Raw genomic sequence first — 15,410 nt, 5'->3', positions numbered from 1 at the left:
AATAGCACCCTCCTCGGCATATATCTCAGTTATGAGTTCAATTTTTGCGTTTTCTTCTAAACAATGATAAACCGCCAATCCCCAGCAAAGTCAATGTTGCAGGTTCTGGGACAGCAGTTACAGTAGTTAGGTCGCCTTGGGAATCGTAATCAACCTCAATTGAAGTCATACCTTGTATAGGGTTGAAATTATCTGAATAGGTGTTCATAAAGGTCCTGTGGTCTCCGTTTAGTTTCAGCTCCCCGGAACCAATATTAACGCTCCATTGGTCAGAATATGAACCGGCCCGCAAACCGTTAGCTATAATCTCACCACCATAGAGATTGATTGTTCCGTTACCTGAACTTTTGTCGCACATAAAAATCCCGTAAACGGTGTTCAGGTTTTTGACAGTTCCGTCATAGACATTCACCACACCGGTACCCGAGTTGGCAACATAAAATCTATTAAGAACGGTATCAAGGGTTCCGCCATTAGTAATATTAACAGTTGAATTAACATTTTTGCTGGCGTTTACAAACCATCCTGTAGTTAATACAGCTCCATCAACTGTTAGGTTTACATCCTTGCCGTTATCGTAGCCCAGATCAATTCTGTTGCTGGATGCATTGTCTGAGACAACAATTTCCTGAACAGGATCCGCTCCAAGGCTAAGGTCAGTATCCGTAGTGGGGACGCCGTCCGGGTCCCAGTTTGCAGCATCATTCCAGGAAGTTGTGCCTGCACCTCCATCCCAGAAAGCAGCGTAACTCACAGTTGACAAAACTAACACAATTGTCAGTAACTGCCTAAATTTCCCATCAATCATAATTTCACCTCTTTTTTAATAATACATTACTTTGGAACATTTAATTTAAGACTCGAATCAAATCACATTTGCTCAAGCCATTGACTTCCTATTATTGTTAGATCATCGATATCTGCGATTTTGTCTGAATTCAAATCAGCACCATAGCACATATCACAAAATGTAAGCCATCTATCACCTAAAAAAGACAAATCACCTAAATTTACTGAGTCATCGTTATTGATATCCGCTTCTCTTAAAACAGCGTGGGCATGCCTTGAATAATGCCCTCTCAAATCAGATTTGTACTGCTTAAGCGTATTCAAACCGAGGTTATTATAATCACCGCAGCGGTACAAAGCCCTCGCCAAAATTATCTCTCTCAGAGAATTTCTCCTGTTTAGCGGGTTATTCAAAGCCTGCTCAACATTTGTAACTGCATGACCTCTAACGCCGCTTATATTCAGCAGGTTCGCAAGGGGCTCGGCGGCCTGAGGTGATGCTATAGACTCAAGAGCAATCGCAACAGCCCTGAAATGAGAAAAAGCATCAGTTTCACCCAAGAGCTCTGCCTTATCTAAAACTGGCTGAAGCCCTGAGATATCGCCTGTTTTACCCAAAGCAATTATGTAGGAGTCCAGCCTACTCAAACTGGAGCCAAACTGGCCGCCTGACCTGAAATTCCAGCCTTCGTCCCACTCTGAATAATTTTCCACAGCATCAACAAGCAGAGCAGAACCTGCAGAATTACCAAGAAAGCCAAGGACGTGCGCTGACCTGAGCCTCTGCTCAAAGCTCTTTGATGTATCATAGCACACATTTTCGAGGAACGGCACAGCGTCCTCCGGCTGCGCGAGAACTTTTTTAAGGCCTTCATAATCCGAGCTTGCAATCATCTGCTGGACCGCTTGAGAAATCTCACTTTGTGTAAACGGGAAAGAGTCTTGATGGTTTTTGACAGCAGATTCGATTATCCCCTTATCTACAAGCATCTCCTGGAGCTGTTCAACATCTATATCTCTTACGTGTCCGCCGTTCTCTGAAGCTAAAGCGGCCGCCGCACCAGCGGCATAACCAATATTCTGTATATCAGGCTGCATTCTGAAAACAGGGATAACATCTCTATGAGCACTAATCCCTAACCCTGCGGCGAGAATCCCGTCCAGATTAGCGGGTATCAGAGATCGATACGGTATATAACAATGATTATACTCAGATGTCTTAATACTCTGGAACGGATGTACTGTAAAGCCGTGGGAGTCGTATTTTCCTCCGTATGCCTTGGCTATGGTGTCAGGGAATGTTCTCAGATTTAGAAAATCCGGCACCTGTAAACAGTAATCCCCGACAATGCGCCTTCTTTCTCTTGTTTGTATGAACTGGCTTATATCATAAGCAGAGCTGTATTTATCAAGCCCCCTTACGCTTGTACGGAACACGTCTTTAACATCTGTCTCATCAACGTAGGTCCAGTCGTTATTTGCATACCAGAACGGAACGGAGTAATTATCATTCAAGTTTCGGGGAGCAAGTCCTGTTCCCTGCATAGCGGCGTGGGCGTCGTCTGTGAACATATAATCAGAACCTGCAGGAATTGCGATCTCACCGTTACCGGTTGCATCAATAACGACATCTGCTAGAACTGCACCTCGCCCAAGAGGCGTAGCAACAACAACGCCCTTAACCTTGCTGCCGTCCACAACTGCTCCGCAGCCTATAGCTTCAAACCATATATCACCGCCCATAAATGAAATCATATTTCTATACCATTCTTCCTTGGCCTCAACATTCCAATGAACGTTATCGCTTAGCTGCGGGGCGTTCATAGCAGCAACACCAGTATCAAGCTCTTCTGTAAATCCTACTCTGTTACCGTAATAGTATTTGCCTATCAAGCCAAGCGTACTCACGCCGCCAAGGTCGTGCATTGCTTCAACCACGAGGGTATCTGCGCCGCCTCTTAAAGCTGCTATAGCCGCAGGAGCACCCGAAGTCCCGCCGCCAACCACTACAACATCATATTCTGCTAAAACCTTCAACCCGCGGGCTTCGCTTTTCACCATTGAAGCGGTGAAGTCTGTCGGACGGGCTCCATATTTGGATTCTTTAACTTCTGCCGAGATTGAAGCAGCCTTATTATTAGATTTCACTTCAACATCCTGCGGCAATGATATATTAGAAGCTGCCAAGGCAGCAGCGCCGCCTATTCTTTCACCGAGAGCTATATAAACAGGAGGATATAAAAGCTCCTCAGCAATAGTACGGGAAACATCAGCACATCCGCTGAGAACATAAATCCTGTCTGTCGAAACAGATTTGAAACTCTCTTCTGGTATATCATCAATTGAGCTGAACTCGCCGCTGTACTGGTTAGAAGAGAGCACTGGGTCTTGTGGAATCTGCCAAATTCCCTGAGAAGTATCCACCTGCTCAATGCTGTATGTAAGCTCTCTTGCTGTTTGTTCTGCCTCTTGGAAAGAAGCGTAAGAATTATCGGGCATAAATATTTCTATCTGATACTCCAAAGCATCATAATTGCCGCTGTAAAGGCCGGATACCGGCGTTGGCATTACTCTTGACTGAAGCTTAGGCCCTGTTTTTTCTTCACCTCTGACAACATATCTCTTGAACTGCTGATTACCCTGAGGGAAAGGCCTGAACTGCGCACCGCAGATCCGTGCAGCAGCAGCTCTTGGAGTAGCATCAATGATTACCTTTGCTTTAATGGCCTGCCTACCGGTGCGGTTTGTAATAACTACGCCGGCGGGATTACCACTTGCATCTTTCAAAATCTCAGTTGGATAAGAACTGACAATATAGGGGACGTCAGCATCAAAAAGTGCATCGTTTAGAACTGTTTTTACCTGCATTGGAGTTGGCGGTCTTCTGCCGGACTGCAATCCGCCTTCAGGCTCCTGAATTATTTGCAGCTCAGCGAGCAGAACTCTTGAGACATTGTCGGTTTTCTGAACATCAAATCTTAAATAGCGATATTGCCCATTAACCTGAGCCTCTAAATCAACCGTATCGAAATCTGTCAAACCTTCGCCGATCATATCGTTTTCGATGTATGCTATCTGCTGCCACTGCTGCTGGTCGCTGCTTGCGAATACAGTTACATCTTGAACTTCAAAGCCGTTGACTCTTTGGTAAGCCTTTAAATTCAGCTTGTAGAAGGATTCAATGGCGCCCAAGTCAACTGTGATTTTTACATCCCCATCATATTGTACACTTTGGGATACTGCGTTTGCGTATTTGAAGTCGTTCAAAAGTGATGGAGGGTCAGTATCTTTGTGGCCGCCTGCTGAAGGAATATCAGTTGTGTAATCAAAATCCAGCATATTTTCAAAGGGCTCAGGTTCTTCAAAGACCTTTTCTGCCAGTAAACTGTTGGGCTCTAACCCATCTTCAAGCCACAAACGATAGGACCCGTATATATCTTCTCCCAGAAACTTCTTAGGAGCAGCAAGAAATACGCTTGCACCAGACTCTGAAGCGCTTACTGCTGCACTAACTGCGCCCGTAGAACCGCCTAAAACTACAACGTCTTTTTCGGCTATAACTGGTATTTCTCGCGGGTTCTCTAATACGTAATTTTCTTGCAGAATTCTTTCTGCAGAGACCACTGTCTTACCCGTGTCAGGTGAATAGTTCACATTTATATCTGTCATACCCTGAACAGGGATAAAATTATCCGAATAAGTATTTAGAAAGCTTCTATGGTCTCCGTTTAGCGTGAGCTTGCCCGAGCCAATATTAATCCGCCACTGATCGGGGTAAGAACCGGCTTCTATCCCATTAGCAATAATTTCACCGCCGAAGAGATTAATTTTGCCGTTGCCGGTAGGCTGATCGCACATAAAAATCCCGTAATCAGGATTCGAGTTTATGACAGTCCCTTCATATACATTTATAACACCAGTGCCGGAGCTTGCTACATAAAGCCTGTTTTGAACAGTATCAAGGGTTCCGTCATTAATAATATTAATAGATGAATTAACATTTTTGCTTGCATTTACGACCCATCCGGAAGTCCACGCGGCTCCATCAACTGTAAGGCTGACATTTTTGCCGTTATCATAACCAAGATCGGCTCTGCCGCTGAAGGCGTCAGCCGAGATTACAATTTCCTGCCCAGAATCCGCTCCAAGGCTCAGATCATTATCCGATGCTGGAACACCGTCAGGGTCCCAGTTTGCAGAATCATTCCAGGAAGTTGTGCCTGCACCTCCATCCCAGTATAGATTATCGTTTTGCACAACCTCTTCAGCAGAGACTACTGTCTTATCAGTATCGGAATAATAATTGACATTGATATCTGTCATGCCGTCAAAAGGAATAAAATTATCCGAATAGGTATTTAGAAAACTTCTGTGGTCTCCATTGAGTATGAGCTGGCCCGAACCGATATTTATCTGCCACTGTCCAGAATAAAGCCCTGCTTCAATACCGTTAGCTATAATCTCGCCTCCATAGAGATTGATTGTTCCGTTGCCTGAACTTTTATCGCACATAAAAATCCCGTAAACGGTGTTCAGGTTTTTGACAGTTCCGTCATAGACATTCAGCACGCCGGTGCCTGAGTTGGCAACATATAATCTATTAAGAACGGTATCAAGGGTTCCGCCATTAGTAATATTAACAGTTGAATTAACATTTTTGCTGGCGTTTACAAACCATCCTGTAGTTAATACAGCTCCATCAACTGTTAGGTTTACATCCTTGCCGTTATCGTAGCCCAGATCAATTCTGTTGCTGGATGCATTGTCTGAGACAACAATTTCCTGAACAGGATCCGCTCCAAGGCTAATGTCAGTATCGGTGGTTGGCACACCGTCAGGGTCCCAGTTTGCAGCATCATTCCAGGAAGTTGTGCCTGCACCTCCATCCCAGAAAGCTCCAAAATTCGCAGCCGAAATGGCTAAAACAAAAACAGTAATTGCAGTAAAGTATCGCATTTTTCTCTCGTGATTTAGTTAAGCATTTTATGAATTAAGTTCTCTGTGTTTTTTCATAACAGCATCGAACCAGTTTTCAAAATCTCTTATCATTTCTTTTGTTTTCTCGGGGTACTCATCAGAGATGTCATTCTTTTCAAACGGGTCTTTATCTATTCTGTAAAGCTCGTAGTCCGGTATATCATCGGGCAGAGGCAGATCAGCTGGCTGGTCCCATCTCTTGAAAGACTCAATCGCAGGACGATTCAGCTTCCAATCTCCATCTCGCATGGCGCTGTTGCTCTTTGATGTGGGGCGGACATTATTGAAAGACCAATACCTCTTGGTATCATCGCCCTTTTTGCAGTTGAGCAGGTAATCTACATAACAATCCCCGTCGATATCAGTTCCTTGCGGGATATCTGCTCCGGCAACGGTCAGCAGCGTTTTGAACCAGTCCACTGTATGCATCATATATGGATAATAACTGCACGGGCAATTGTACTTCTGCGGCCAATGCACAATAGCAGGCACTTTTATGCCGCCCTCGAGCGTATAAGATTTCTGGCCGGCTAAATGACCGTTATATCGCTCTTGTGATAATCCTTTATATGCACCGAATCTAGGCCCGTTATCGCTTGTGAACACTACCATAGTATTATCATATAGGCCTTTTGCCTTGAGCTTTGCAAGTATCTGGCCGATACCATGATCCATACGTTTTATCATCCCATAGACAACCTTTGTTCCCTCTTCAAGGTCGCTGTTATCCCTGAACGGATCTATATCCTCCTCGGGAGCCTGAAGCGGAAAATGAGGGGCAGTATAAGCAAGATAAAGAAAGAATGGGTTGTCCTGATTCCTTTCGATAAATTCCAGCCCGCTTTCAGTTATCATATCGGTGCTGTATTTACCGTTAGAAGGTTCAGTGTTTCCTTTTGTGTGTATTGTGTAGTCCCAGTAGTCACACCATCCACCCGGGGCACATACAGACCATTCATCGAATCCGATAATATCCATACCGCCCGGGAAGTGACCGACATGCCATTTACCGGCCACTTTGGTTGTGTAGCCTGCCTGCTGGAGAATTTTTGGGAAAAATCCGACATCAAGAGAAGGGTCTCTGCCGTCAACGGTCATCCTTGAGCCTGTTTTGTAGGGGTATTTGCCTGTTAAGAAGGATACCCTCGTAGGCTTGCATACCGGCCCGGCGCTGTAATACTGAGTGAGCGTCTGGCTGTTTTGGGCGAAAGTGTCTATATTTGGACTTTGAACAACAGGATTTCCATAGCAGCCCAAATCGCCGAAACCTAAATCATCGGCCATTATAAACACTATATTCGGCTTGCTTACTGCAGATTTTTCTGCCGACACCCCGGCAGCAAGGCCTGTCAATGAAAGCCCCATACCGCAGGCGGCTGAAGCCTTTAAGAAATCTCTTCGTTTCATCTGTATCTCCTAAGAAATGTAAGGCAGAGGGCATGAGCCCTCTGCTAAATAATAATAATAAAGTTGTCATTTCTTTTTTCTGCGGATGAAAAGACCGCCAATGCCAATCAGAGCCATGGTTGCTGGTTCGGGGACAACAGAAACGTTGTCTATCCAGACCTCGCCGTTGAATGAGTCTGAGCCTGAAGCGAACTTATTCTTGGTTATCCTGATAACTCCTGCTATATCAGTTCCTGTTCTGGATGAAGCGACACTCAATGTTTCCCAAGTGCCCTCGGTTGGCGTCAAGTCCAAAACTTCCGCTCCAATAAAATCACCATTGACATTGCCTAAGCTGTCGATTACTGCGTTTTCCTTGAATAAAAATCTAGCTTCAGGATTACCATCAGTTGTGCCTGCGGTTTTGTAGTCAAACGTGAGTGTATAGGTTTCGCCTGATGTAACTTCAAAACCTCTTGACCTAAGACCGTAATCTTCCGTACCGCTGGCTAAATAAGCCGATTTGCTGCCTGGCTCGCTTGGTCCGTTATCCGAGAATGTAAATGCCGAATCTTTGAACCAGCCTGTTACTAGTTCGCCAACATTACCATCCTCGAAATCTGGGTTTTCAGGAATCATATTGAATGCCGCAAGGCCTGCAGAGGCAAAGGCAAACAGCACTGTTAATGTTAGAAGTTTGATCTTCAAAGCGTCTCTCCTTTCTAATTATATAATTAAACCTTTTTCCTGCGGATGAAAAGACCGCCAATGCCAATCAGAGCCATGGTCGCTGGTTCGGGGACAACAGAAACGTTGTCTATCCAGACCTCACCGTCAAATGAACCAAATGTATTCTTGGTAAATCTCAAATAGGAAGCTAATTGAGTGCCTGTATCAGAGGCTGTTATACTGAATGTGTCCCACTCATTATTAGTTACAGTTAAAGTTGACTGCGATTCTCCAATGAAATCACCGCTTACATTTCCATTAGTATCAATTGTTGCATTTTCTATGAAAATGAACCGCAGCTGCGGATTTCCTGATGTTGAGTTAGCAGTTTTGTAATCAAAGGTGAGTGTATAGGTTTCGCCTGAAGTTACCTCAAAGCCTTTTGAACGCAGGCCATATGTTTCTGAACCGCCGGCCATAAAGGCAGACTTGCTGCCCGGCTCGCTCGGGCCGTTATCCGAGGTAATGACTGTACCATTTTGGAACCAGCCTGTTGGAAAATCGCCAACATTACCATCCTCGAAATCTGGGTTTTCAGGAATCATATTGAATGCCGCAAAGCCTACACAAACACACCCAAACAATACTGCTAAGGTTAGAATTTTAATCTTCATACTTTTCTCCTAAAAATTAATAAATTAGTTTCTTCTTTTACGCCAACTATTTTTGCAAAAACTTACCTCCTTTCATAATTAATTGGCAGAAGTTTTTTCAAAATTTCATTACAACCCTTCCCTGCTGCTTTATCTGAGCAGTAACCAATCCGTTGCTGTACGACCAGCCGGAAGCACCCATTACACGTTTTGGGATCTCAGAACTTGCTGCTATTATTTCTCCCTCACCGGAGAGCTTCTCAATATCAGCAATGAGGGTTTTATTGCCTTTATCAGGGAATATTTTGGCCTTGCTTATGTGGCGAAGTCTGTGAATGAACGGCGAGTTAGTCTGAGAAGTTGGTGCTATTACAATCTCCTCTTTTGGTGAGTAGTCGTTTCGCATAGGGCCAACTTCAATAAAGCTTCCCTTATCGGCGACAGGTGCGTTCCTAACCTGCCAAGCTGGAGCAGTCTGCCTTACCAGCCAAGACAGCCTTCGGCTGCCCCCTGCTGACACCTCGAAAACGCTTCTCTCCGGCGTTTTTACAGGAAGCTGGTAAGACTCGATCTGAGAGCTGGAAAGCGTGCCCGAGAAGCTGCAGTTTGTTCCGTCTGCCTTAACGCCCGGGTTCACGGTAGAGGTTTGGCCGTCTGCATCTGCAAACATAACCTCGGCCTGATCAATATCAATATATTCTGAGAAGTTAGAGAATACAGCCTCAAACCCAATTTGCACCTTTCTGTCAGAAGTTATATCGTTATAGATCAAATCTTGATTCTCCGTCCCTGCAACTTCAATATCGTATTCAAGTGTGTTCGGCTTGTTATTGCATGCGAAAGTTTCAAAGCTTGGGATCTCGAAATCATAATCAAGAGTCTGCATACCGCTGCCGAGGGTTACAGACGGTTTGATCAAAGTCTCCAGAACATTCTGATTATTGTCATAAACATTGCATTTAACCAGAAGATTCTGCCCGCCGCTGTGGCAATCCATCTTCATTCTGAATTTGTATGTCTCCCCTGGAGGGCATCTTAAATAGCTGTTCCTTGCAGCTCCCCTCATCGGGACGCAGAAGTAAGTATTCCCAGATTCATTACTTAAAAGCCTCAGTTTCGAATTAGACCACTCATACTTATCCGGCGGCAAATGAAAGCCGGGAGCCATAATTCCGCCGCTTGGTCTTTGTTCATGCCAGAGGAAATCCTTATTAAAGTTGAAAATTTGAGTATCTGTTCCCGTTATAAACAGCTCTCTCTTGCCTTCACCTGTATTGAGAATTTCTTTCTCTTTATCTGATCCCCCTATAAGCAGCGGATCTGAGCCTCCAGCATTGCAGTGGTGGTTGAAAGCGGAGATTATCTGGCCGTCTCTAGCACCGCCGAATCCATAACTAATTGCCGGCTTTTCGCTGAGATTCAGAGATGTAGAGCCGTTAATTGTATGATTAAGGAACGAATAATCGCTTGATATTTCATCGAAAAACTTATCAGCTTCGGCATTGTAGCCGCGAACCGTTAGATAATCGCTGCCTGCCTCAAGGTAGAATCCGCCCAAATCATAGGGCAGAACTGATTCATTCGCAAATCCGCCTATCCTTCCAAGCGAAACATAAACCTTCCCGCTTTTCGGAACTACTTCATAGGTATGGTTATGGCCGTGCAGCCAAGCCAGTACATTTGGGTGCTGATTGATTATATCGAGGATTGTCTGGCTGTTAGCAACCTGTCTGTAGGCCTGATCGGTATAATACTCAGTTGTACCTGCGAGCGAGTTGTGGCTGAATATAACAGTAGTTTTGCCCTGATTAACTGCCAAATCCAGCTTCAGCCATTCGATTTCTTCTTCAGTAATATAATTCGCTCTTGCAAGCTCTGGAAGAGATATAAAATGGATTCCCTTGATGTCAAAGCTGTAGTATGGCCTGCAAGCAACGCTTCCGAGCTTTTCAGCGAATTCCTCCGGATCGTATTCTGCATTCCATTTATCAACTTCGTGATTGCCGGCGGCATAGAAGAACTGTGATGTTCTGCATCCCCCTTGGATCACATCTGTCCATCTGCCCTTATCCGCTTCAACAGCGTAGTTGTGGTGGGCATCTCCGGTATCTACGAAGGCATCAAGATCGGGAAATCTGTTCATAATTGTTTCCATAAGCTGTTCCTGATACTCAGGCGAAGGCTGCTCGCCATTATCCCAGCCGAAATGCGCATCCCCTACGGCAAATATCTTCACCTTTGATGATCCGCCCTGCGCAAAACACATATCCGAACCGGGAAGAACCTTTCCGCTTAAAAGAATCGCTGATGCTAAACCGCCGCTTGTTTTGAGAAGATCTCTTCTTGTGATTTTATTAAATTTCATTTTTACTAATCCTCATTAAAATGTGTGAAGCCAATTTAGAGAAAGCTCTGCAAAATCAGAAATATCAACATTACAATCATGATTGAGGTCTGCCGCAGAATTACATGGAAAAGAATTAAGCCATCCGTGAGCAAATATCATTATATCTTGCTCATCAATAATTCTGTCGTAGAAAAGATCGCGAGTGGGCATAATAAGCTGAGCTCTGGATTCTATATAGGCCTGATCTCTGGCTTCATTGTGGAACTGAATCTCATCTACCAGCCCCTTAAAGCCGGCAGGATTGAGGGTTTCTCTCCAGACTCCGCTGAAATTGTCTATTGTTCCATCGTAGGATTTTGTATCTGCCAAAACCCCGTCAACATAAAGCTTCAGATTTTCATAATCGCCGGTAACTGCAAAATGGTGCCAGTGCGGCCAGAGATTCCCGCCCGCTAATTCAACAGTTCCTGAGAGCTGCTGATTATGGTAAACGAATAATGAATTGCTGCTGTCTATGCCTGCAAAGAAGCCGAGTGTGGAGAAAATTCTGTTGACTTGGCCGTCATCAAAATTGTCTGGATGAGGCCTTATAAAGCCTTCAATCGTATAAGCTGCCGGCAGATTCAAATCATCTGTCAGCTCAGAATATACAAGAGGCTCGCCAGTCTGCTCAGCAGTATTCGACAAAACAAAAGAGTCTCCGAGAATTCCGGGCAGATAATTTGCCGTGCTGCCTGAATTCGGAGCCTCGCTCAGATCGTCCTGCAGAGAGCCTTTAGCAGCGCTGTCCTGCATATTGCTGTTGAAATCATACTTCGCTGTTACGCCAAAATAATCGGGGGTGCGGACATTGAACTCAACCTGATCGCAGGCCTGAAGCTGTCCGTCATCAACGCAGAGCTCAAGGAGATAATCGCCAGTTTCACTAAAGATTACTTCTGGCGATAGGACATCTGATTCTTCTTCGCTTCCGTTATTGGGATTGAAAACTATGGACGAGCCTTCGGGCTTATCAAGGACTGTCCAAAGAACTGAAGGAGAAGAATCCGACGGCAGGCCGTCATCAGTAAATGCCCCTTCAAGCATCTCACTTATCTGGCTGCTGTCTAATCTGAGCAGTTTGCTTATTCCAGCATCAACCAAGGGAGACTGATTTTCGAACACTGCAAATTTGGCTGAAAGATTATCTATAATCAGCTCTCCGCTTGAGGCGGTGTCTGCAATAAATCTTATATCAATCTCATCAGTATTCTGCTGAGTAATTGTTTTTTCAAGCTGAAACACTGCCCAGTCATCAGTTGGGTTAAGTTCATAGGAATCCTGAGACAAAAAGGCAGTGCCGCCGCCGTCGTTATCAAAATACCGCAAAACAGCTTCAAAGCTTGCGTCTGAATTAACCTTATAATCAAACGAAATTTCAAGCCCGTCACCGTAAGCAGCGTTTGTCTTAACAGTGCGAATATCATCGCCCGCAGGGATTTCAGCTGCATAGATGCCCTCAAGGCTCTCGCCATTATCGCTGATCACGTTAACCCCGGAGCTTTTATACCAGTTTGTGAGGTCGCCGGTTTCAAAGCCCGGGTTACTGAATAGGTTGTCAGGATCAGTTTCAACTAAGTAAATTTTTACGTTATCTATCCAGACCTCGCCGTTGAATGAGTCTGAGCCTGAAGCGAACTTATTCTTGGTTATCCTGATAAGCCCTGCTATATCAGTCCCTGTTCTGGATGAAGCGACACTCAATGTTTCCCAAGTGCCCTCGGTGGGCGTCAAGTCCAAAACTTCCGCTCCAATAAAATCACCATCGACATTGCCTATACTGTCTATTACCGCGTTTTCCTTGAATAAAAATCTAACTTCAGGATTACCATTAGTTGTGCCTGCGGTTTTGTAGTCAAACGTGAGTCTATAGGTCTCGCCTGAAGTAACTTCAAAACCTCTTGAACGCAGGCCATAGTCCTCTGTACCGCCGGCTAAATAAGCTGATTTGCTTCCCGGCCTGCTCGGACCGTTACCCGAGGCTGTAATTGCCGAATCCTTGAACCAACCCGATACAGGCTGTCCGACAGCATCCGACTCAAAATCAGCATTATCAGTAATCAAGTTCTCGGCAAAGCAAATGCTTAAAGCAAATGCCGAAATGCAAAAAAAACTAAACTTTAAAAGTTTCATAATTGCTGTTCCTTTTATAAATCATTTACCGGCTCGCTGTTATTAATCGAGCCATGAATCTTGGAAATATATCAAATCATCAAGATCCATCTTATCATCGCTTGTAAGGTCAGTTGTCCCCATACCTGCATCAAGCCAAGTTTTTGAAAGCAGAGAGTAGTCGGCAAGGTCGACTTCGCAATCCTGATTCAAGTCTGCCTTCTTTGGCACCTCGCCGCAGGGCGAAAGATTCATATAAACCTGTTCGATAAGCTCTTCAGGCGTAACAACCCGCACATCCGAATCAAGCTGCTGGATTGTATTGTACACCTCATCAAGCCCGTAAGACCAAGCATGCACTACAACAAAAGTGTAGCTGTCCGGGTTTGATGGATCGGCAGGCGAAGCGTTTATAGAGGCTGCGAGCTGATTTGCGTTTTTGCTTATTCCATCATACTGGCCTCCATCCCAGAGCGTATATCTGCAGGGTATCATGGGCTTGCCGTCGAACCAGTATATCCTTTGAGCGTTGCCGTCATCGGCCTCTCTTCCATATCGCGCATAATCGCCTGCAACATCCACATAAAAGAGCCCTTTAACGGCATCAAGCCTTGTATAGTAATGGGCTGTAGGGTAATAATCGGCTTCAGTTAGAGGCTCAGGCCACAGTTTATCAAGGATCATAACGTTATGCATATCAGCTCTCTCCATAAGCTGCCCCATTTTCCTTGTGTTTTTGTACAGCTCAGGAGTTAACGTAGGATAGATATATCCCAATCCCGCCCCCGGAACAATAAAACTGTCATTAGCAGTAGCATTTCTGTACCAGTATTCAAGGACTGTGGGGGCAAGCTCCAAATATGAAGGCGGAATTCCCCAGCCCATTGCAAAATCTCCGCGTCGAGGGTTGTCGTAGTAGTCTTGTTTTGTATGCCATCCGTAATGATTGAGATGCACACCGAAATTGTCCATATCGCTCATATTGAAGGCTACATAATGAACGCCAGATTCAGTGGTGAAATCTTCATTGGAGATCGGCTGGCTGTACTGCTTATCAGGGTATTTATTTGCCATGCCCGCCAGAGTAGATTTATTCATAGCTGAAGTACCTGCCCCTGTATAAAGGCTGAACTGGCTGTGAAAGCTTACTGTATCAAGCTCCCCGCCTGCTGCCGGGTCGTTCCAGCCGTAGCAGTATGAGCTGTCTATGACAGATTCATACACCTGCGAAGAAAGCGATTCGCTCTCATCCCACCACCAAAGCAGTTTCTGGGCGATGTACCAGTCTATTGAATTATATGCCCACGCTACTTCATTTCTGTCTGGAGATTTTACAACAATACCGTTTTTATTGAGCTGGTCCCAGTAGTTTTCATAAGCCCAACGGCAGTCTTTACCCCTCGTATCGGCGAGTTTGGAAAGCCCGAAGCTCTGAACCCAGCTTTCGAGCGAATCATCAACAATAACGGCATTCATAATCCCTGATATTGAGACGGCTGCTGTCATAGACTGCGGTTCATCAAGGTCTGCAAGTATGTATCCGGACAGATCACTGCTGTAGTTATTCATATACCAGAAGAGGCTGTCAACCCTCGTATAATTCACACCGTGGTTTGCTTGTAAATCGTTGAGATAATCGTCATTGCCCATATCAATGTAGATTTCCGGCTTGTCTTGAGCGAGCAGTCCCTGAAGGCTTTGGATCAAAACCTTTTCCTCCTCGTTCATAGAACCCTTGCTTATAACATAGAGCTGATCTGGATAATTATCGCATGAGCTGAATTTCGGCAGCTCCTGGTAGAGGTAAATATCATCGACGAAAAATTCGCCCTGAGAATTTTTCTGGAATGCCCCTGTTATAAAGCGGACATCCAGATTCACTGTTCCATTGGGAACAACAATACCTTCATGCGTATAATCAATCCACTGTCCGGAAGTCAATACAAGCTCATAACTTGCAGCATTGAGCACTGAGCCGCTGCTGTCCAAGAATCTAACCTGCGCATAACTGCTTCCCTGTTCAATAGAAGAACCCGGCTCAGACTTGAATGAATATTTGAATTTCAGTTTCTGGTTCGGTTCGCCTACCAGCTTGACAGAACGAATATCACTGTGTGTTCCTGATACTGGCTGGAGTTTGAAACTTTTCTCTCCCGCTCCGGCCGATATATCTGCTATTTCTGCATTCTGGCTTCGGTACCAGTTCTGCCAGCCGGCCTCGCCGTAGGGGTTATTCACTAAATTATTGTTTTCATTATATACGCTGGAAAATGCTGAGACAGGAAACATAAGAGAGAATAAAATTAAAAGCTGAACTGATATCTTCATAAAGCCGCCTTGTATTAAATAAATTATTGCCAATTCATTTGGCGTAAGCTAAAAGCGGCAAAGCCGTTTTAAACGATAAAATGCCGCTGTCGTTATATTGCACCTGCGCA

8 protein-coding genes are annotated in these 15,410 nt (G+C 44.8%); all 8 read right to left on the bottom strand.

The genetic code is table 11. The features are described from left to right. Positions 1-37: 37 nt before the first annotated feature. The 8 genes from STSP1_RS00730 to STSP1_RS00695 all read right to left on the bottom strand — a co-directional run bounded on the left by STSP1_RS00730 (position 38) and on the right by STSP1_RS00695 (position 15,300). Complete coding sequence (locus STSP1_RS00730) at positions 38-808, bottom strand: PEP-CTERM sorting domain-containing protein (RefSeq protein ID WP_085754510.1); 771 nt, start codon at positions 806-808, stop codon at positions 38-40. A 62-nt stretch (positions 809-870) separates the two neighbouring features. After that, complete coding sequence (locus STSP1_RS00725) at positions 871-5,745, bottom strand: FAD-dependent oxidoreductase (RefSeq protein ID WP_085754509.1); 4,875 nt, start codon at positions 5,743-5,745, stop codon at positions 871-873. 27 nt (positions 5,746-5,772) lie between these two features. Next, positions 5,773-7,173: a sulfatase-like hydrolase/transferase gene (locus STSP1_RS00720; protein WP_085754508.1), complete on the bottom strand. Its 1,401-nt coding sequence runs from the start codon at positions 7,171-7,173 to the stop codon at positions 5,773-5,775. 66 nt (positions 7,174-7,239) lie between these two features. Further along, positions 7,240-7,860, bottom strand: coding sequence for a PEP-CTERM sorting domain-containing protein (locus STSP1_RS00715; protein ID WP_085754507.1), 621 nt, complete (start codon positions 7,858-7,860; stop codon positions 7,240-7,242). A gap of 26 nt (positions 7,861-7,886) precedes the next feature. Continuing rightward, entirely contained in the window at positions 7,887-8,495 is a 609-nt protein-coding gene (locus STSP1_RS00710; protein ID WP_085754506.1) for a PEP-CTERM sorting domain-containing protein, read from the bottom strand. Between the two features lie 97 nt (positions 8,496-8,592). Further along, positions 8,593-10,839: a metallophosphoesterase family protein gene (locus tag STSP1_RS00705; protein ID WP_085754505.1), complete on the bottom strand. Its 2,247-nt coding sequence runs from the start codon at positions 10,837-10,839 to the stop codon at positions 8,593-8,595. Positions 10,840-10,854: 15 nt separating this feature from the next. Next, the gene (locus STSP1_RS00700) at positions 10,855-12,993 is read right to left on the bottom strand and encodes a LamG-like jellyroll fold domain-containing protein (RefSeq protein WP_085754504.1); all 2,139 of its coding nucleotides are present in this window, start codon (positions 12,991-12,993) and stop codon (positions 10,855-10,857) included. Between the two features lie 42 nt (positions 12,994-13,035). Next, entirely contained in the window at positions 13,036-15,300 is a 2,265-nt protein-coding gene (locus tag STSP1_RS00695; RefSeq protein WP_085754503.1) for a GxGYxYP domain-containing protein, read from the bottom strand. Positions 15,301-15,410 lie beyond the last annotated feature (110 nt).

It is taken from the genome of Sedimentisphaera salicampi, assembly GCF_002117005.1.
GTDB classification, from domain to species: Bacteria; Planctomycetota; Phycisphaerae; order Sedimentisphaerales; family Sedimentisphaeraceae; genus Sedimentisphaera; species Sedimentisphaera salicampi.
Note: the sequence above shows the minus strand (reverse complement) of the source record. Positions and strands in the feature narration are given on the sequence as shown.

Coding starts and splice junctions, on each gene's coding strand:
- STSP1_RS00730 (WP_085754510.1), bottom strand. CDS start 808: ATGATTGATGGGAAATTTAGGCAGTTACTGACAATTGTGTTAGTTTTG.
- STSP1_RS00725 (WP_085754509.1), bottom strand. CDS start 5,745: ATGCGATACTTTACTGCAATTACTGTTTTTGTTTTAGCCATTTCGGCT.
- STSP1_RS00720 (WP_085754508.1), bottom strand. CDS start 7,173: ATGAAACGAAGAGATTTCTTAAAGGCTTCAGCCGCCTGCGGTATGGGG.
- STSP1_RS00710 (WP_085754506.1), bottom strand. CDS start 8,495: ATGAAGATTAAAATTCTAACCTTAGCAGTATTGTTTGGGTGTGTTTGT.
- STSP1_RS00705 (WP_085754505.1), bottom strand. CDS start 10,839: ATGAAATTTAATAAAATCACAAGAAGAGATCTTCTCAAAACAAGCGGC.
- STSP1_RS00700 (WP_085754504.1), bottom strand. CDS start 12,993: ATGAAACTTTTAAAGTTTAGTTTTTTTTGCATTTCGGCATTTGCTTTA.
- STSP1_RS00695 (WP_085754503.1), bottom strand. CDS start 15,300: ATGAAGATATCAGTTCAGCTTTTAATTTTATTCTCTCTTATGTTTCCT.